This is a genomic window from Gemmatimonadaceae bacterium (assembly GCA_020846935.1).
Lineage (GTDB): Bacteria > Gemmatimonadota > Gemmatimonadetes > Gemmatimonadales > Gemmatimonadaceae > RBC101.
Map to the genome: position 1 here is coordinate 134,147 of JADLCY010000015.1, position 19,993 is coordinate 154,139.

Sequence of the window (19,993 nt, forward strand, 5' to 3'; positions counted from 1 at the left end):
TTGCGCCCGGTGTCGATTGGTTGCAATCTCGCGCCGCCCCGTCGAACGGGTGCGCTCCTTCACCCACCCTCCGGTGAGCGACGACAGGACCACGCCGCAGGTGCGATCCCTGCTCCTCGCGAACCTGCTGACGTTCCTCGCCAGCGTGACGGGCGTCGCCTACGGCCTGTTCATCGCGCGGCCCGAGGACAACGTCGTCGCGATCGCGTGGCCGGCGAGCGCGGTGGCGTTCACAGTGATTGCGCTCTACGGCTGGCGCCTCTTCCCCGGGGTGGCCGCGGGAACGTTTGTCGCCGCCATTCTCGACAAGCAGCCGCTCGTTGGGGCGTTGGCGTTGATGCTGCCGACCGCCATCGAGGTCGCGATTGCGCGCGCACTGATCCGACCGTCCCGCATCGACCTGCAATTCCGCAGCAGCGGCGATTCAATCCGCCTGGCGCTGATCGCCGCACTGGGCAGCATGGGCGGCGCGGCGTGCGGGGTGCTGATCCTGTTCGTCCTGGGCGAACTGCCGCGCGATGGCATGCTCCGGGCGTTCGGGTCCTGGTCGCTCGGCGACGCGATCGGAATCCTCGCGTTCGGCCCGCCGCTGCTGCTCTGGCTGCAGAACCGGGATCCCATCGCGCGGCCGCGGCGCCTCGAGTTCGCGGCGATGATCGCCGGCACGCTGTTCCTGAGCGGGTTCGTGCTCTTCTCGTACGAACTCGGGACTTCGTCACGTGTGGTGGCGATGTGGATCGCGCTCTTCCCGATGCTGCTGTGGATGAGCGTTCGCGCCGAACTGCGGGTGGCTGCGGTGCTCGTGGCCGTGTTGACCATCGCGGCGACCCTCGGTGTGTGGCACGGGACCGGAGCGCTCGCCAGCCCGAGCGGCGCTGTGCGAGTGGTCGACGTGCAGGCCTTCCATGTCATGACGGTACTCATGGTCCTGGTGGGCGCGTCGTCGATGTCGGCGCGAGAACGCGCGTTGCGCCGGTCGCAGGACACCGAACGCAAGCTCTCACTGGTGTTCGAGGGGACGCGCGACGCACAGGTACTCTACGAGATCGGCGCCGACGGCGAGCCGCGCGTGCTGATGGCCAACCGTGCCTGGCTTTCGGCAATGGCTGCACTCCGGGGCGGCACGGGCGAGCGCGACCTCCTCGGCCGCACGGTCGACGAGAATCGCCGGCAGGTCGGGGGTCCTGCCGAGACGGCGGCAGCGCACCGTGCGCGGATGGACGAGGCCATCACACGTGGCGACGTGGTCGTGTACGAGATGACGGCGCCAAGCCCCATCGGGGAACGGAGCGTGCTGACCACGCTGGTGCCCATGCGTGAGGGTGAGCGCACACAGTACCTGCTCTCCACCGCCCGCGACGTCACCGAAACACGCGCATCGGAGCGACAACTGCGGGAGAGCGAAGTCCGCTTTGCCGCTGTGTCCGACGCGACACATGAGGTGCAGCACCTTTTCGTCGTTGGGCGCGATGGCGAGTTGCGCCTCGTGCATCACAATCGCGCCGCGCGCGAGCTGCAGCAGCAGCTCTGGCCCACCCTGCCGCACCACGCCTCGCTAGGGCTTTCGGCGGAGATGCTGCTGCGTGGCTGGCCGGGCTTCACGGACACGCATCTCGAGCGCAACCTGGGTCACGCGCGCGACGCCAGCGCGTCGGGACTCCTGCAGCGCTTCGAGGAACCGGTCGTCGTTGGAGGTGACGAGTCCTGGTGGGAGGTCACCCTGCTGCCGATCACGAACGAGCACGGGGCCGTCACGCACGTGTTGCGATCGTCGGTGGAAATTTCGGATCGCAAGCGCGCCGAGGAGACCGCGCGCCGTTTCAGCGCCGATCTCGAACGAAGGGTGCTGGAACGTACCGCGCAGCTGGCGATGGCCAACACGGAGCTGGAAGCGTTTGGCTATTCGTTGTCACACGACCTGCGTGCGCCGCTGCGGAGCGTCGAGGGATTCAGCCGGGCGCTGCTCGAGGATCTCGAGGGCGGTGAGACGGCGCATGCCCGCGATCACGCGCGGCGTATCCACCAGGCGGCCCTGCGGATGCAGAGACTGGTGGACGACCTGCTGCGACTCAGTCAGCTCTCCACGCAGCTGATCGAACGTACCATGGTCGACGTGAGCGCCATGGCCGGCGAGATCGCGCGTGAGATCGGGGCGGCACAGCCGGCCCGACAGGTGGCGGTGACCATCGACCCGGGAATGCGATCGCGCGCCGACGCGCGCCTCGTGGCGATCGCGCTCCACAACCTGCTCGACAACGCGTGGAAGTACACCGCGCGCCGCGACGATGGCGCGGTGCACGTTGGGCACATCCGTGACGAGGCCGAGACGCGGATCTTCGTGCGTGACAACGGCGTCGGGTTCGATCCTCGCTATGCCGCGCGCCTGTTCACCCCGTTCCAGCGCCTGCACAAGCCCGAGGAGTTCGAGGGCGCCGGCATCGGGCTCGCCACCGTGCACCGGGTCATCGCCGCGCACGGTGGTCGCGTGTGGGCCGAGAGCGCCCCGGGCGAAGGAGCGACGTTCTGGTTCACGCTCGAGCCGGACCCGCGCGCCGCCACGCCTACGGGCTGAGCAGCGCCCACGCCACGTCGCCCACGATCTTGAGCGAGACGGACGACACCTTGTCGATCGTGTCGTCAGGCGTGTGGTGCCAGGGGAACGCGAGGTCGATCACGTCGATCACCGGCAACCCCTTCGCCAGCAGCGGCACGTGGTCGTCCGTGATCGCGCCGATGTTGTCCGGAGTGAAATACTGCCCGTAGCCCAACTCTCCCGCCACGCGCCAGACCCGCTCCACCACGTCGCCGGCTTTCTCCACCGAGTGCCCTTCCTTGCCGATGGAGAGATCGCGATCGCCGATCATGTCCCACAGCACGCCAAACAACGGCCGGTATCCTGGCGATGGCAGGTGCTCGGCGAAATACGCGGCGCCGACAAGGACATCGGTATCGGGCGGGCCGAACGTGCCGTAGTCCTCACCGTCGGTGAACAGGAAGTCGACCCCGATCGAGGGAGGTGCCTTGACCAGCAGGTCGCCGAGCGCGATGAGCAACGCGACACCCGACGCGCCGTCGTTGGCGCCCGGGACCGGCAGGTGCCGCTGCGACGTGTCGCTCGCGTTCTCGGATCGCGGACGGCTGTCCCAGTGCGCCACGTAGAGTACGCGGTCGGTAAGCTCTGGCCGGTAGCGCGCAAGGATGTTGCGCATCGGCACCGTGTCGCCCGACGCCGTCACGTGCGTCCATCGTTGTTCGATGACGGTGTCCGCGCGCTCGCGCATCATCTGCACGATCCAGTCGCCGGCCTTCTGCGCCGCCTCCGTGCCCGGCACGCGCGGCCCGAATGCCAGTTGCTGGCGCACATACTCCAGCGCCTGTGCGCCGTCGAACGGTCGTGGCGCGGCTGACGGTCGCTCGCAGGCGACGAGCGCGGCGAGGGCCATCGGAACGAAACGTGAGATACTCACCTGCTGGCTCCGGCGAAGAACTGCATCTGAAAGACTGCGGTCAATATGTTCTGCACGATCCGGCGGTTGAAGTTCCGATCGAAGGTGGCGACACGTGAGGCCTGCAGGCTGAACTGCATGGTCTCCGAGAGATCGGTGTCGAAGTTGAGGTTGAAGGCGCGCCGCCCGTTGTCGGTGAGCCGGCTGCGCGCGCCAACGACCGCGGCGTTCGACACGAAGTTCTCGGCCAGCGTCTCCTGGTAGGACAGGCGCGCTCGCAGGGGAGAGTGCAGGCCCCAGGCGGCGGGGAGCCCGAAGGACTTCGCAATGTCCGTCACCAGATCGCTCGAACGTCCCTTGGCCAGGCTGCCGGGGAGCGAGTCCACACGACGCGACCAGGCGTACGTGCCACTGAGCGCGACATTGCCCCACACGGTCACCAGGTTGCCGGTCAGCGGCACGCTGAATTGTTCTGACCGCCGCACCTCGCTGCTCGCCAACCGCAGGTCGCTCGGCGTGGTCCACTCCTGTCGGGCGCGCAGGGCGCGCGCCGTGAGCCCGAGAGACGTGAACATGCCGCGCAGTGCGAGCGGCAGGCCGCTCCAACGCAGGGCAACATCCGGAAAGACCTGCTGCTCCCCTTCGATGCGCGTCGTGCGGTCCTCGCCGCGGCGATTCCAGTGGCGGCTCACGGTCCGTTGCGCGCGCTGGGTGATTGACACGCCGCCGCCCAGCGCGAAGGCGTTGGTCACGACGTAGTCGGTACTGGCTCCGGCATTGGCCGCGACGAACCCGCGCAGTGAACGGAAACCGTCGACAGGGCCGAGGCCGAACTGAAAGCCGAGTCCGGGGGCCACGGGGACGCCGTCGTATGAGGCCAGCTGGTTCCGCGTCACGGTCACATCGAACGGTCGGATCACCCGTGCCATTCGGGCCCAGGCGGAGCTGTCGCCGAGCCACGCACCGATGCCGAGCCCCGGATCGATCGTCGCCGCGGCCGTGAGATACTGCGTGTTCCCTGTGCGCCTGACGAGTGCCGGCGGTGCACCGAGTGGGTCATCGGACGACACGGCGAGCGAGCGGTTGTTCGGGTCGCGGAGCATGCCGTAGGTGGAGCCCAGGGCCAGGCGGGGCCTGATCCACGCCTGGACCGCCGGAGCAAAGGTGACGGAACTCGTCATCGTGCGCTCACGCTCGAGCCCAACGTCGACGCCGAGCAGGCTCCCCCGCTCGCGTCGCGCAGCGAGCGCATTCGGCGACGATCCGTCGTAGCTCCGGAGGTCGTGCACCGTCGCCACATCCCATCTGGCCGTGACCGCCGGCAGCAGCTTCCACTCGAGCACGCTCGACGACTGCCAGAGCGTCTGGTCGCTGGTGACGCGCGTCTCGGCATCGTCAGCGGCATCGGCCGGCTTGAGGAACGCAGATCGCCGATCGTCCGCGGAGACGAGCGACGAGGTCACGCGCACGTAGCTGGGTGACAACCGTAGCATCGTGGTAGCGCCGAGGAGGTTCAGGGGAATGCCTCCCGCGTCGGGTCGCGGCGCCGCGGGGGTATCGAAGAACCCCGTACTCGCCACGTCGAACCCGAAACGCATGTCGCGCAGCGCCGCGTCCTGGTATTCGGTCCGGTGGCTGGCGAGCGTCGCGGAGCCGTCGACGACGACGTTGTTCAGCGCGGCGAGATACCACGGACCTTCGGCCTCGGTACGCCGGACGTTGATGCCGATGCTGGTACTGCGCTCGCGCGGCGAGCGGAGCCCGGCCACGGAGGCGCCGCGAATGTCACTCCGTGTGAGGAACTCGGGGCCCGCGTGTGACGCGCGATGCGAGATGGTGAGCGGGATCGCGAGTCCGAGGCCCGGTGGCAGCGAGCGATCCAGCCGCCACGTCGCCGAGACCTCCAGGTCGTCGTTGGTGAGGAATGACGGCGCCTCGCCCAGTTGCCGGAAGTTTGGGTCTCGCCGCCGCATCGACACCCTGAGCGATCCGACATCGCCGGCGCTCAGCGTGGCGCTCACCTCCCCGGCGTACCCGATCGTGCTGACGAGGTCCGCCAGGCGGATGTCGTCCACCCACACCTCGGCGGTGTCGGCCGGAAACAGCGGGTCGGTGCCGCGCAGTGAATCCACGCGAATGATGCCCACGGCCAGCTCCTGCACCGCCGCAAGGTTGGGCGGTGTCACGGCTGGGTCCACCGTGTACACCATGTATCCGTCTTCACACGCGGCCAGTCGGCGCGCTCGCAACCCCATCGGTGGTGCGCTGCGCGCAATGATCACCGAGTCGACGCCGGTGCAGGTGCTCGACGTGGAGTCGCCGCGAAGGAAGGCCTCCTGCAGGCGCGCCCGCAACGCATAGAAGCGGTCGAAGCGCACGCGCACCTCGGGCTCCCACGCCGCGCGCGTCGTGCCTGACGAGGCCGGCGCGCGGTAGAGGTAGAAGTTGTCGGCGTCGCGGCCGAGCTTCACGAACACCTGCAGGTCGCTCACCTGCCCCCACCCGCGTCCACGGCCCCGGGCCCACAGGCGCAGTTCCCGGTAGCCCATGAAGCTCCGTTGTCCCTCAGGAAACCTGAAGAACGCCTCGGCGCGCGCGCCGACCTGCAGCTGCGTGGACAGGAGCCGAAGCGAACGCTCGTTGACCTGCTGCTGCTGGCTGCCAAACACCGATGAGGACTGATCGGGAGCGTCAGTGACGCCGGGCGGCGATTCGTAGAAGATGCCGCGCGTGGTGTCCCGGTCCTGCGTGCCGATCGTGGACGCGATGACGGTGCCGGTCAGCGACGTGCGTGTCCCGGCCACGCCCTCGATCGGTCGATCCGCGCGCTTGAGCCACGGCGCTCCGGCCACGCGCAGACGGGCGATCGGTGTCATCGAAAAGGCCGCGTCATCGAGCTGTTCGCCGGACACCACGGTGAGGCGCAGCGCGCGAATGCGTCGGATCGCCGGACCACCTCCGGTGGAGTCCGTCGGCGTGCCGAACGGGAGCCGCACGTGCACCCAGCACAGTCGTGCATCGGCCGGGATGCCACCGTTCACGTCGCGCACGACGGCCCCGCACTTGCCGACGCGTGTGTAGGCGCGCGTGTCGGCGAGGTTCACCACGAACCGCCGCACACGCTCGTTCTCGCGCTCGGCCGCACTGAAGTTCAGGGCGTTGTCCTGGTCGATGTCCTCCTCGTCGAGCCGCCCGTTGTGCGCCGTGCAGTTGCCCTGATTGTCGCCGAGTGGTCGCGTGCGGGAGCGACCGACGGTGCAGATCGCCACGTTGGAGTGCACGACCGGCTCCGGCGGACGCACGACCAGCAGCCGTTCGATCACGTCGCCGGCAAGGCCAAGGTCGTTCACGTCGGCGTTGAAGGCGCGGGAGAACGGATCCCGTTCGCTGTCGAGGCGATCATAGCCTTCGAGGTGACGTCCGAGGTACAGGGAGTCCGCGCCGCTGACGACGACGCTGTCGGGGCCCACGGCCACGGTGTTCTCCGACGGATCGCCGAAGTCGAACACCAGCGTCGGGTTGCGTCCCCGGCGCACTGCCGAGGTATCGACCAGCGTCCAGAACTCGAGGTGCTCGCCGCGGGACAGGTCGATGCCGCTCCCGGCCACACCGAACGTGGTCCGGATCGAGCGCCAACGGCGCCCGCCCAGGGTGGATCCGGTTTGCCACGCGTAGCGATTCCGCGTCGCGTCGTACTTGCCACCGATCGACAGAGGATAGAGCGAGAGCCAGAGGATCTGCTCTACAGCCGCAATGCCGGTGCCGGCGAGCGCGGCCTGCGGGTCGATATCCTGGATCGTGAACTGCACCAGGCGCCCGTCCAGCCCGGTGCCCGAGTTCTGCCAGGCCAGCGACGTCGCACGCATCGTGTCGAGGGTGCTGGCGCCGACTCGCGCACCGAGCACGCGACCGAGCGCCGGCTGCGACCCGAGCAGCCACTGCGCATCGAGCAGGTTCACATTGACGCTGCCCTCGTTGTCGAAGTCGAAGATGTAGGCCTGCTGGCCTTTGCGTTGTCGCGGTTGTGAAACGGCGACTTCGGCGGTCACGTCGAGGCGCGTGGTGGGCGGCGGCGCCGTCGGGTCGCGCGGCCGGAAGAGGAGCCGCGACAGTCGGGGAAGCTCCCAGCCGATCACGCCCGAGAGTCCCGCCACGACCGCCGCCTGCGGCTCCAGGCCTAACGAGGGCCGAGTGAAGGTCGTGCGCTGCGACTGCGAGATCGCCGTGAAGGCCAGGTGTCCTGATCCGAAGTTCCACAGCGACGACACACCCAGGATCGAGGTCGGCACGGTCGCGAACAGCGGATTTTCCTCGTATCGGACCACCAGCCGGCGCGTCACGCGGGCAAGCGTGTCCGGCCGCAGGAGCACCACGCGCCCCAGCTCGTAATCGATCTCGTAGTCCACGCCCTTGACGAGCGCGCGGCCCTCCAGGGCCAGTCGCTCGCTTCCCGGCCGGATCTGCACCGAGTTGAGCGCGATGGTGCCCGCCGACCCACCCGACACGTCGTAGCGCGCCGCGAGCCGGTAGAACGACTGGGGGTGCTGCGCCGAGTAGATGTATTCACTCGGCGTCCGGTAGATCGTGTCATTGGCCGCCACTTCGCTCGGCCGCGCGAGGCCGCGGCGCGCGAAGGGCTCGAGCGACGGGAACACCACGAAGCGGTCACGAAAGAGACGTGACCCGGGAACCGCCGCGACCAGCAGGTTCGGATCGTCGGGACGCGGCCACAGCCTGTTGTCGGCGTCGAAGCTCGCGGGGTTGTTCACCTGGGCGAGTCCAAAGAGCTGCAGGTATGTCGATGCGAAGCCGCCGGGAGGTTTCTCCTGCTCGGCGCTCGTCCCGGCCACGATGCGCAGCTGCACCGTCTCGCGGCGCAGGTCGTCGCCACCCAGGCGGTACACCGAACGGATCTCGCGCCGGAACGCCGGCTGTGCAGGGGTCACCTGCGGATCCCACACCAGGTGCGCCAACTGCGTCTTGCCGGTCTCGAACTCGAGGTCCGGCGTCCCGCCAAGCCGGGCAATCGTGGTGTCGCGGCCGGCCACCGTAAAGCGATACGCGACCACCAGTCGCTCGTTGTTGAGCGACAGCGGCCGCACGAGCGCGAGCCACAGGAGCGACGGGTCGATGTAGTAGTCCACGCCCTCGCGCAGGAGTTCGTAGACCTGGCCGCTGCGCGAGAGCGGATCACCAATCAGCTGGAAGCGCGGGCCATTGGGGTTGGGCGGCTGGCCCCCGAGGATCAGGCGATACACGAACATGCGCGTCGGCCGCACCGTGTCTGGCAGGGCATTCGCCAGCCGTTGCATCGCCCGGCCGTCGAGGATGTCGATGTTCGGATACTCGGCGCCCAGCAGCGTGGGGTCGATCGTGAAGAAGAATCGTCGCGGCTCGATCTGGTAGTCCTCGATCTCGCGCTGCTCCGTGCGAATCGTGCCGGCGCCGACGTGAAACACCTGGTCACGGATCACGTTGCCCTTCTGCTGCGCGGCGATCGCGGTAACGCCCACCGGTCCGAACCGCGCGGCCGCCTGCAACCCGAAGTTGCCACTCGGAATCCCGGCCGTAATGAAGCGCGACGGCGCCGGCGTGAAGAACACGTTGCCGACTTCCACTTGCTGCAGGATGTCCTTCTCCTTTCCGCGGTACGACAGCGAAATCGTGTTCGACCCGTCGAACTCGCGCTGAGAGTCGTAGTCCACGTCCACGTTCGTGCGGTCCGTGAACCCGCCGCTCGACCGCAGGTTGAACTGCGCATCGAGGGCCGGCGTGTAGGGCGCGCGACAACTGAACCCGGCGCGAAAGAGCACACTCGTGGCGCAGCGCTCGTTCTTCGTCTGCTGCGCCTTGGCCTCGAGTCGGGTGTTCAGTTCGATCCGCAGATCGCTGAGGGCGGCCAGGCGATCACGGAGACGGTGGGCCAGCGAGTCCACGGCCCCGTCGCGCCCGCGCGCCCGAGCCGAATCCCGGGGCGAGGCCACCCGTGCCGAGTCGCGGCGGGGTGACTGCGCCCCGAGCGCGGGCACGACCCCCACAGCAACCGCCAGCCACACGCCGGCACTGCGGCGTATTACCTGCCGGGCCAAGCCCATCATGCCGCCAGGGAGGGCTTGAAGGCGGCGCTGACGCTCAGCGGCTCGTTTCGCACCAATCGCAGGGGGCAGGGGTAGAAGCCCCCCGACCGTCGTCGGTGGCTCCGGGGTGGAAGCTATATTGCCGGGGCTGCGGGGAGCCCGAGAAACGCGTGAAAATACTCCACAAGTACGTCCTTCGAGAGCATCTGGGACCCTTACTGTTCGCCGTCTCGGCGCTCACGTCCCTGATGCTGCTCAACTACATCGCCAAGCGTCTTGGGGACCTCGTCGGCAAGGGGCTCTCCTGGCAGGTGGTCACCGAGTTCTTCCTCCTGTCCCTGCCCTTCACCGTGGCCATGACGCTGCCGATGGCCGTGCTGGTCGCTGTGCTCTACGCGTTCTCACGCCTGGCCGCCGAGAACGAGATCACGGCCATGAAGGCGAACGGCGTCTCCATGCGCCGGATCATGCTCCCCGTGCTCGGCTGGGGTTTCGTGTTCACGCTCGGCATGATCGCGTTCAACGATCGCATCCTCCCGCTGACCAACCACCGGCTGCGGACGTTGCAGGCCGACATCGCCCGAAAGAAGCCTTCGTTCGCCATTCGGGAGCAGATCATCAACGAGGTGTCACCGGGACAGTTCTTTCTGCGCACCAACCATCTCGATCCCGCCACCAACAAGATGCGGGACGTCACCATCTACGACCTCAGCGACGTCCTGCGCCGTCACACCATTTACGCCGATAGCGGCGAGATGGCCTTTGCCGGCAACGGAAACGACCTCAAGCTCACGCTGTACAACGGCTTCATCCAGGAAGTCCCCAAGGAAGAGCCGACCAAGATGCAGCGGCTCTACTATCTCGTGGACGAGATTCGCGTGAAAGGCGTCGCCAACGCGTTCGAGCGTGATTCGAGCGACACCTACAAGAGCGATCGCGAGATGTCGGTGTGCGAGCTGCAGGGCGAGGTGGCGCGCGCCGAACAGGACTTCTTTCGCGCGCGCGAGCGCTATGATCGCGCCCTCGAGGTCGCGCGCAAGAATCCCAATGGACACGTGGAAGTCGTGACCAACGCGACCGCGCCGACACCGGACCAACGTGCCCCGCGTCGCGCACGCGTGGGATCCCTCGGCCGATCGTACTGCGATGCCATGCAGCTCGTCGATACGCTCGCCGTTCCCTGGGTCAGGCGACAGGCGCAACGCGTGGCCATGGCCGTGTTGCCCGGGACCGCATACGCGCAGTCCTCGCAGGGGCAGGATACCGTGAAAGCGCGTCAGGATTCGGTGCGCCGAGCCGACTCCCTCAAGGCGGCGCAGCGCGTCGACTCGCTGCGTGCCGACAGCGCAAGCGCCCGTCGCGATTCGACCGCCCTGGTACCGCCGGTGGTTCCGGGGGCCATGCCGCCCACGACGATCCCGGGCCTCATAGTCACACCGCAGGGCGACACCATCTACCCCGGCGTGTCCGCGCCTCCGACCGCCGTCATGCCCGATCCGCTGGGGATCGCGCCGTCGACCGGACTCGCCCCCACCGTCCCGGCTTCTGTCGAGATGGAGACCGCACGCAGTGAGATGCTTCGCTGGCGCGCACAGATCAATCAGTACGCGGTGGAGATCCACAAGAAGTTCGCGATCTCCGCGGCATGCACCGTGTTTGTGCTGCTGGGCGCGCCGCTCGCGCTTCGGTTCCCGCGAGGCGGCGTGGGGCTCGTGATCGGCGTGAGCCTCATCGTGTTTGCGCTGTACTACGTTGGGCTCATCGCCGGAGAGTCGTTGTCCGATCGCGACATCCTGCCGCCCTCGCTGTCGATGTGGGCGGCCAACATTGTGTTCACGCTGGCCGGGCTGATCCTGGTGGCGCGCATGGAGCGCGACGGCGGCACCGCGCGCGGCGCCGATGCGTCGGAGATGTTTGGGGCCCTGCGCCGGTTTGGCCGGCGACTCGCGTTCCGCAAGGGGGACGCCTGATGCTGCGTTGGTTCCTGCGCCCCCTCGATCGCTACGTGCTGACCGAATGGGGAAAGATCTTTCTCGGCACCTCGCTCGGCTTCCCGCTGATTGTCACGATCTTCGATCTCACCGACAATCTCGACAAGTACCTCAACCGGGCATTGTCACCGAAAACCATCGCGTTGAGCTACGCGTACTGGTTCCCGGAGTCGATGCTCCTCGTGCTGCCGGCGGCCGTGCTGTTTGCGACCGTGTTCTCGATCGGCGCCTTTTCACGACACTCCGAACTCACGGCCGCCAAGGCATCGGGCGTCTCGTTCCATCGCTTCACGCTGCCGATCGTATTTGGCGCGTGCTTCGCGTCCGCGGTGGCCCTTGGGCTGAGCGAGTTTGTGCCGCGCTTCAACAAGCGGAGGAGCGAACTGCTGCAGGAGCGCAAGTTCACCACCGGGAACGAACGCTACAACTTTGCGTTTGCCGCCGAGCGTGGACGTGTGTACCGGGCCACGATGCTCAACGTGGAACGGGGCTACCTGGAGGGCCTGGAGATCGAGCGCAAGGGGCTGGAGTCCGACTCCACCTATCCCACGTGGATCCTCTCGGCCAACAACGCCATGTACCACCAGGGGTCCGGGTGGATGGTGCGAGAGGGCGCGTTCCACGTGGTACCGGAGCGCGGACGCAACCTCGCGATCAAGTTTGATTCCCTGCGCGATCGGTCGATGCGGGAAAGCCCGCGGGAGCTGATGGCCTCTCCCAAGGCGCCGGCCGACATGGGCTACGAGGACCTCGGGCGGTTCATCGAGGCGCTGGAACGCTCCGGGAGCGACGTGAATACGTTGCGCGTGGAACGTGCCCTCAAGATCGCGGTGCCGATCACCTGCGTCATCATCGCCTTCTTCGGGATGCCCCTGGCGACCAGCAACCAGCGGGGCGGCGCGGCCTACGGCATCGGCATCTCGCTCGGCACGACGGTCGTCTTCCTGATCATGATCCAGCTGACCAAAGCGGTCGGTGGCCGCGGCGTGCTGTCGCCGGAAATGGCCGCGTGGGTACCGAACATCGTGTTCGGTGTGCTCGGGCTCATCATGCTCTCGCGCGTGCGCACGTGAACGCACCCCTGTTTGGTTCGCACCGGGAGACGAGCGAGTTCCCGGTCATGCAGCGCACCGGTTTCCTCTTCCTCCGGAAGATGTCGAACCTGGGGCGCGGCATCCTGGGCGGGGCTGGACTGCGCGTCCTGTTTCTCGCGGAGATGCTTCGTGCGCTCGTCTTCGATGTGCGCACCTGGCTGCCGCTGGTGGCCCGCCAGATGTACGCGATCGGCGTCGGGTCGCTCCCGCTGACCGCCATCGTCGCTGCCTTCATCGGCAGCGTCATTGCGCTGCAGACGCGCTACCAGCTCTTTCCGGGCGTGGTGCTGTCGGTCGTTGGCCTCATCTCGCGGCAGATGATCATCCTCGAGCTGGGTCCACTGCTCACGGGGCTCGTGCTCACCGGTCGCGTGGGCGCTCGCATGACCGCCGAGATCGGGACGATGCGCGTGACCGAGCAGATCGACGCACTCGAGACACTGGCCTACAACCCGATTGCCTACCTCGTCGTCCCGCGCGTGCTCGCCGCGGTGATCATGCTGCCCCTGCTCGTGATCTTTGCCAACGCGGTCGGCATCATGACCGCGTACCTCACGTCCGTGTACGCCACCGACGTCACGTGGCAGCAGTTCGGCGAGGGACTTCGCCTCTCGTATGCGCCGTTCCAGGTCTTCTATTCGCTGCTCAAGGCCACGATGTTCGGTGGTGCGATCGCCTTCCTGTGTTCCTACGAGGGCTACATCACCGATGTCGGCGCCGAGGGCGTCGGCCGATCGACGGCCAGGGCGGTCGTCGTCACCTCGGTGGCCATCCTCGTGCTCGACGCCCTGACCGCTACGCTGCTCGCCCCGCAACTCCAAGGATGAAACGACGCGACGAAGTCATCGTGGGCCTGTTCACCATCGCCGCCCTTTCCGTGGCCACCCTCGGCGCGATCTGGCTGGCGCGAGGCGGACTCGCCCAGGGGTATCCTCTCTATTCACGATTTGCCTGGGGCCAGGGCCTCAAGCAAGGCCAGCCCGTATGGCTCTCCGGCGCGACCGTCGGGTTCGTCGACCGCATCACGTTCGAACCGGGCGGCACCCTTCTCGTTACGTACCGCCTCGAGGACCAATACCGAGTACCGAAGGGGGCGCAGGCGTCCATCATGCCCAACGGCTTCTTTGGCGATGTCGCGATCGGCCTGACGCCCACGGTACCCTCGACCGAGTTCCACGCAGAAGGCGACACCATTCCCGTCGGCCCACCGGCGGCCAGCCTCGCCAGGCTCGCGGCGAATGCCGACACCATCACCCAGGGTGTCAACACGCTGCTGCGCGGGGCAAACACTCAGCTCGTCGACTCCGGGGGACTCCGTGAGGTGCGCCGCACCATGGAGGCGATGAATCGGCTCGTCGTACAGCTCGGCGAAGTCACGGCCCTCCAGTCACGCGAACTCCAGGCCACGCTCGTTGCGGTCCGCGCCAAGGCCGCCGCCGTCGACTCGCAGCAGGTCGACTCCACCGTGCGGGCATTGCGCGCTACGGCCGCCAACCTGCAGGTCGCGACCGCAGAGATGAAAACCACGACCGGCGAGCTGAACGCTCTGCTGCGAAAGGTGCAGGCCGGTGAAGGCACCGCTGGCAAGCTCGTCAACGACCCCGCGCTCTACAACGACCTGCGCCGTGTGTTGCTGCGCGTCGACTCCCTGACTGTCGAGTTCAGAAAGAACCCGCGCCGGTTCATCAATCTCGAGATCTTCTAACGTCGACCTGGCGTCGGAGGGCGAGGCCCTCCGAGAAGGCATTGGACTGTCGAGCCAGGCGCATCGTGCGTGGAGGATCGGCGCGGCCCTGACTCGGTGCATCAACAGTGCGTGCGCCCAGGGTCGCGCCGTTGCGCGGCGCATCGACGCCCGAGGCCAGCGAGCCGGTACGGCCCAGGTGCTCGCTGGCCGAAATGAAGGATCAATAGATCGCCGAGACCGCGAACGCGTTGTCGCGTAAGCCCGCGCCGCCGTCGCGGCATTCCACCCGCGCCTCCACCGTGGCCGGGATCGGCCGCGTCAGCGTCACGACGCGGCATCCCACCGAAGCCGCGGAGGGGTTCCGCACCCCGGTGACGATCACCGCGGGAAAGCGCGTCGTGGCAAGCCCCGGAGGCGCCACGCGCACGCGATAGACGCCGGCTGAGAGCCGCGACACGGTCGGTGCGGTCGCCGAAGGCGACGCGGTGACGACACCGGACTCCGACACCATCGCGTCGGCACGAGGCATGGCCGCGCGACCGTTGAGCAGGACAAACAATCCGTTGCGGCTCCTCGCGCGCCCGCTGTTCACGTTCGTGCAGTCCTGCTCCACGCCCCGTGTGGTGCCTGCACCGATCACCTGTAGTACGCCGCACGTCAGGCCAGGACTGAGCGACAGCGCATGCCAGACGTCGTTGCCCGCAGGCACCGGCGACATCTGCAGCCGGTACACATCCCCGGCCAGCCGCGTGCCTGTGGCGGTGCCTGCCCCCGGCACGAACGTGTTGGTCGTGGTGCCACCCACCGAATCGACCACCTCGGTGAACGCCCACGGGATCGTCGAATAGTTGCTGCCGAACACGGCAACCAGGAACGGCCGGGTCAGCGGACCACCCCCTGCCCCCGTGCACGACACGTCGACGAAGTACACATCGCCGAAGGTCTGGTTGAACGGACCCGAGCCACGCGACGATGTGCCGCACTGCCCCACGCTCACGCCCATCGGCCGCACCAGCGGCAGGATGGGCTCTCCGGGCGCATCGAGTCGCAGGCCGGGGAAGATGATGCGCCACGTACCACCCTGACGCCGCTGCACCACGACCTGACCGCCCGACGAGTTGAACGCATGGTCGGTGGTGTCAAAGGCCTGCGGGGCGAGCGAAGACGCGGAGTCGTTGACGTAGGCGTACGCAAACCGCGGACGCCGCGCGACCACGGTCAGCGCCAATCCGGCCGTCTGCCCGTCGAGGCTGGCCGCAACACTCACGGTGCCGGTGCTGAGCAGTTCCACGCTCGCCACGTTGTTCGCCGACGTGACGACACCGGCGATCGCGGGGTTCGAGACGGTGAATGTCACCGGCCGATTCACCGGCGCGCCGGACGCATCCATGGGCCGCGCCTCGACCAGGAGCGTCGTGCCCGCATCGACCGTCCGCGGTCCAGGCGACAGCGTCAGCGTCGCCGCCAGCGGACCGGTGACCGTCAGCGTCGCCGTCGCCGCCTTGCCGCCCGCACTTGCGGTGATCGTGGCCGAACCCGATTTCACTCCGGTCACGAGCCCTGCGCCAGAGACCGTCGCCACGGTGGCGTCCGACGTCGCCCACGTCACCGAACCCGTGGCCGCGTTCCCAAGCGAGTCCCGCAGCGTGGTGTTCAGCTGCAACGTCGCACGCTCAGCGACCGTCGGGTTGGCGGGCGTGATGGCGATGCTGAACACCGGACCGGCAACGACCGTGATCGCCGCATCACCACTGCGACCTCCCGCGCTCGCGGTCACCGTCGCCGTCCCCGTGGCGAGGCCGGCCACGCGCCCCGTCGAGGACACCGATGCCACGTTCGGCGCCGACGACGTCCACGTGACAGGCAGCGTGCCGCAGTTCTGCTGCGTCACGCCCGCAGTGAGGTCCACCGTCCGCCCAGACTGGATGTTGGCGCTCGCGGGCGCGACGCTGACCGACTGGACCACACACGCCGGTGGTGGTGTCGTTCCCCCGTCACCGCCTCCACCACACGCAACCAACAGCGTCAGCGAGCCCAACAGCGCGGCCCGGCATGACCAGGAACCCAACCGGCCTGTATCGGTCGACAGCACGTTCCTTCCTCCTCTGAGCAGCTGAACAGCACATCAGCGAACGGCAACCTGCGGACCACGGCACGCTGGCGCTGTGATCCATCTCCCGTTTGCCGCCCACGTTGCCGGGACAAGCGCGATGACCTCCCCGCCGTTGAGGAGCGAGCGCCGACGATCGCGCCGAAATCGACCGCTCCCGAGACGCCGTAAACAAGAACGCCCCGGCCAACTGGCCGGGGCGCTCCGTGACCCGAGGCAGCCTAGAAGGCGAGACGGAACGAGATCTGAGTCCGCCAGAAGTTGCCGACGAAGTTGCCGTTGATGTATTCGCCACCGGCCGGCGGCGAGAACTGGACGACCGGCACCGCGGTGGCCGCGTTGGTCGTCGAGTACCCGACGTGGCGCAGGAGCGGGATGTTGCTGTTGCCGGAGAGCGGGGACACACGTGTGACGCCCCACTTGTCGTTGAGCAGGTTGCCGAAGTTGAAGATGTCGACCTGTGCCGAGATACGCTGGCCGGCGATTTCGGGCAACGACTGACGGATGGAGACGTTCACCTCGTTGGTGAACGGCAGGCGGCAGACGTTGCGCGTCAGGATGGCGCCCCGCTTCCCCTTGAGGCACTCTGAGCCGTCGATGAAGGCGTCGAGCTGCGCGGCCTGGTTTGCCGCCGAGCTGATGATCTGGTTCGGCACGCCGTTCACGGTCCCCGTGATGTCGCGGAACTGGATCTGCGCAGGGTCGCTCGACCGCGTGGGAACGTAGATCAGGTCGTTCGAGGACGAGCCGTCGCCGTTGAGGTCGCCCGAGGTGCTGCCGCTGCTCGCGTAGATGTAGTCGTGGGGCGAGCCGGAGGCGCCCTGGTAGTTCACCGTGAAGTCGGTGGTGAGCCGCTGCTTGAGCCACCGGAGGGTGTACGTACCCGCGGCCATGACCTTGTGCGGCTGGTCAAACAGGCTGACGCCGGTGAACGCATCCTCCTGCCGTCCGGAGAGCGTGCGCCCGAACTGCCAGTTGGAGATCGCCGTGCTGGAGGAGAAGCTCTGTACGTCGCGGGCACGCGAGTAGGTGTACGCAACCTGCGCTTCCCAGTTGTTCGAGTATCGCTTGCGGAGCTGCGCGGTGAGGTTGTAGGCGTAGTCCTTGTTCTGGTTCTGGAGGTCGATCGCGGTGGAGAATCGGCCCGTGCCACCATTGGCGACGACCGCCGCCGGCGGCGTGAGCGTGATGCGACCGTTGCCCGTGTTCACCGCGCTCGCGTACAGTACGCGACCACCCTGCCCGGTCTGCGCGAGCGGCGCCGTGACGTTCTTGCTCACGAAGAACAGCTGGTTGACGTTCTTGGAGAACAGGCCTTCGAAGGTCGCTACGAGGTCGCCGGGGAGCTGGCGATCGAAGCCGAGCGATGCGCGCAGCGGCTGTGGGAACTTGAGGCCGTCCGCCAGGAAGTTCACGTCGCCGATCGGCTTGCTCGGCGTCGCGCTGCGGCACGAGTTGACCTGGCTCGCATCCTTGTTGAACGCCGGCGCGGTGAGCGTGCTGCCGCTGGTGTTGCAGTTGAGGAAGGTGATGAAGTTGCCCGAGTTCACATAGGCGTTCTCGAGCCACACATACGGTGGCGTGCCGACGAAGAGGCCCACACCACCACGCAGCTGGTTCTTCTGGTCACCGGTGAGATCCCAGTTGAAGCCCAGTCGCGGCGAGAACTGCACCGTGGTGCCCGGCACGTTGTCGGTGCGGCGCCCATACGCGCTGTCGATCGCCGCGTTGTACGCGACGTCCGTCATGTACGTCGTGATGTCGAAGCGCAAGCCGGCCGTGATGGCGAGACGCGGATTCACCTGGAAGAAGTCCTGCGCGTAGAACGCGTTCTGCAGGGCATCGAAGTAGACGTTGCCGCCCTCGGACAGGATGAGCGCCTTGCGGAACGAGTTCGCGTTGCCGGCGTCGAGCGAGTCGAGGTTGGCAAAGCTCCACACGCCGTAGGACGACTGCGTGAACAGGTTGCGGAGCTTCACATATTCGTTGCGCGTGCCGACGGTGATGGTGTGCCGACCCATGGGGCGGAACGTGAAGTTCTCGGTCAGCTCCCACGTTTCGGTGTCGAGCTCGTTGCCCTGCGAGAACTGGTCCGCGCCCGCGAGGATGCTGGCGTTGCCGTTGGGCCCGACCACCGTGTTGACGCGGATCTGCGGGAAGCTCGAGACCGGCGTGCGGCGGTTGTACCAGTTGTTGTAACTCAGGAACAGCTCGTTCGACGAACCGTTCGCAAAGTTCGAGTACAGCTGGAGCACCGGCGCGTTCTTGATGTTCTTGAAGTTGTGGAAGTTGCTCGAGTACACCGCGGCCGTCGACCCACGATTGTTCTGCTGGCGCAGACGCTCGGCGTTCGAGTAGTTGTAGCGGAACACGAGGCGGTGCGCGTCGTTGATGCGATAGTCCAGGCGTCCGAACAGGTTGCTCAGCGGATTCGGGATGTTCACCGCTCCCGCGCTCCCGAGGCTCGTCTCACCCAGCCGCGTCATGATGGACTCGAACCGCGTGCGGTCGGCGTCCGAAATGGCAAAGCGCGGAATCTGCGCCGATGGCTGGCCGGCGTAGGGGCCGGTGACCGGGCTGTTTTCCTTCTGGAACTCGGGCGTGATGAAGAAGTGCAGCTTGTCCTTGATGATCGGACCGCCGAGCGAGAAGCCGTACTGCGTGCGATCGAACGGCGTGGCGCGAAGCACCGATGTATCGGCGCCGAACTTCTCGTTGCGATAGAAGTAGAACGCCGAGCCGTGCAGCTGGTTCGTGCCGCTCTTGGTGACGGCGTTCAGCAGGAGGCCACCAAAGTTGCCCTGCCGCACGTCGAACGGCGCCAGCAGCACCTGGAACTCCTTCACTGCCTCGAGTGACACCGACTTCGCATTCACCTCGGCGCCCGGTTGACCGGTCGAGCCAAGGCCGAACACGTCGCGCTCCGACGCGCCGTCGATCTGCACGTTGTTCATGCGGTTCGACATGCCGCCACCGGAGAAGCCCGGGCCCGACGCCGAAACCTGCGGCGTGAGCCTGATGAAGTCGACCAGGTTGCGCGTCAGTGTGGGGGCGCGCTGCAACGTGGTGTCCGAGATGATGGTGCGCACGCCCGTGTTGGTCGGCGTGAACGTCTCGGTGCCGGTGATCGCCGTGATCGTCACGCCTGCCACCTGCGTCACCTGCTGCGTCAGCGTGAAATCCGCGCGGAGGGTCTGGCTGAGCGCGACGTATTGCCCGCTCTTGGTCGCGGGAGCGAACCCGATTCGGCGGGCCAGAATCTCGTACGGCCCGCCCACTTCGAGTCCCTGCACGAAGTAGCGGCCGTCGGCGCGCGTCTGACCGCCGGTCACGTACCCGGTCGTGGTGTTGGTGATGCGGATCTGGACGTCGCTGAGCGGGTTACCGAGGCTGTCGGTGACCACGCCACCGACGGCGCCCGTCGTGACGCCCTGGGCAGCGGCCGTGGTCCAACTCGCGCTCGCGGCGACCAGGAGCATCGCGGCGATCGCCTTGCATTGACGGAACTTGGTCATGTGAGGGGATCCTGAGGAGCGGAAAACATCAGGCCGGCCCCTCGTGGGGCCGGGATCGTGATGGTGCCAGTCG

At 67.3% G+C, this 19,993-nt stretch carries 9 protein-coding genes; 5 read left to right on the forward strand and 4 right to left on the reverse strand.

Annotated elements, in window-relative coordinates; genetic code table 11:
* The first annotated feature begins 73 nt into the window (after positions 1-73).
* Positions 74-2,572 (forward strand): MASE1 domain-containing protein, encoded by a 2,499-nt coding sequence (locus IT361_18670; GenBank protein MCC6319701.1) that lies wholly within the window; start codon positions 74-76, stop codon positions 2,570-2,572.
* Here the strand turns inward: IT361_18670 and IT361_18675 are convergent.
* Positions 2,562-3,467: a M28 family peptidase gene (locus IT361_18675; protein ID MCC6319702.1), complete on the reverse strand. Its 906-nt coding sequence runs from the start codon at positions 3,465-3,467 to the stop codon at positions 2,562-2,564. The genes IT361_18670 and IT361_18675 overlap by 11 nt on opposite strands.
* Entirely contained in the window at positions 3,464-9,382 is a 5,919-nt protein-coding gene (sprA, locus tag IT361_18680; GenBank protein MCC6319703.1) for a cell surface protein SprA, read from the reverse strand. The genes IT361_18675 and sprA overlap by 4 nt, the downstream gene beginning before the upstream one ends.
* Positions 9,383-9,693: 311 nt before the next feature.
* On the opposite strand from sprA, the gene IT361_18685 reads away from it, so the two are divergent.
* Genes IT361_18685 through IT361_18700 form a run of 4 tightly spaced genes read left to right on the forward strand, consistent with a single transcriptional unit; the run spans position 9,694 to position 14,313 of the window.
* On the forward strand, positions 9,694-11,493 hold the full coding sequence (locus IT361_18685; GenBank protein ID MCC6319704.1) for an LptF/LptG family permease: 1,800 nt from the start codon (positions 9,694-9,696) through the stop codon (positions 11,491-11,493).
* Positions 11,493-12,587, forward strand: a complete 1,095-nt coding sequence (locus tag IT361_18690; GenBank protein MCC6319705.1) for an LptF/LptG family permease — start codon at positions 11,493-11,495, stop codon at positions 12,585-12,587. The genes IT361_18685 and IT361_18690 overlap by 1 nt, the downstream gene beginning before the upstream one ends.
* On the forward strand, positions 12,584-13,435 hold the full coding sequence (locus tag IT361_18695; GenBank protein ID MCC6319706.1) for an ABC transporter permease: 852 nt from the start codon (positions 12,584-12,586) through the stop codon (positions 13,433-13,435). Before IT361_18690 ends, IT361_18695 begins: the two co-directional genes overlap by 4 nt.
* Positions 13,432-14,313 carry an MCE family protein gene (locus tag IT361_18700; protein MCC6319707.1) on the forward strand — a complete coding sequence of 294 codons (882 nt, stop codon included), beginning with the start codon at positions 13,432-13,434 and terminating at the stop codon, positions 14,311-14,313. Before IT361_18695 ends, IT361_18700 begins: the two co-directional genes overlap by 4 nt.
* A 202-nt stretch (positions 14,314-14,515) precedes the next feature.
* Here the strand turns inward: IT361_18700 and IT361_18705 are convergent, their stop codons facing one another.
* Positions 14,516-16,261, reverse strand: coding sequence for an Ig domain-containing protein (locus IT361_18705; GenBank protein MCC6319708.1), 1,746 nt, complete (start codon positions 16,259-16,261; stop codon positions 14,516-14,518).
* 365 nt (positions 16,262-16,626) lie between these two features.
* A complete protein-coding gene (locus IT361_18710) occupies positions 16,627-19,920 on the reverse strand; it encodes a carboxypeptidase regulatory-like domain-containing protein (protein MCC6319709.1) in 3,294 nt (1,097 codons plus the stop codon).
* Positions 19,921-19,993: the final 73 nt, after the last annotated feature.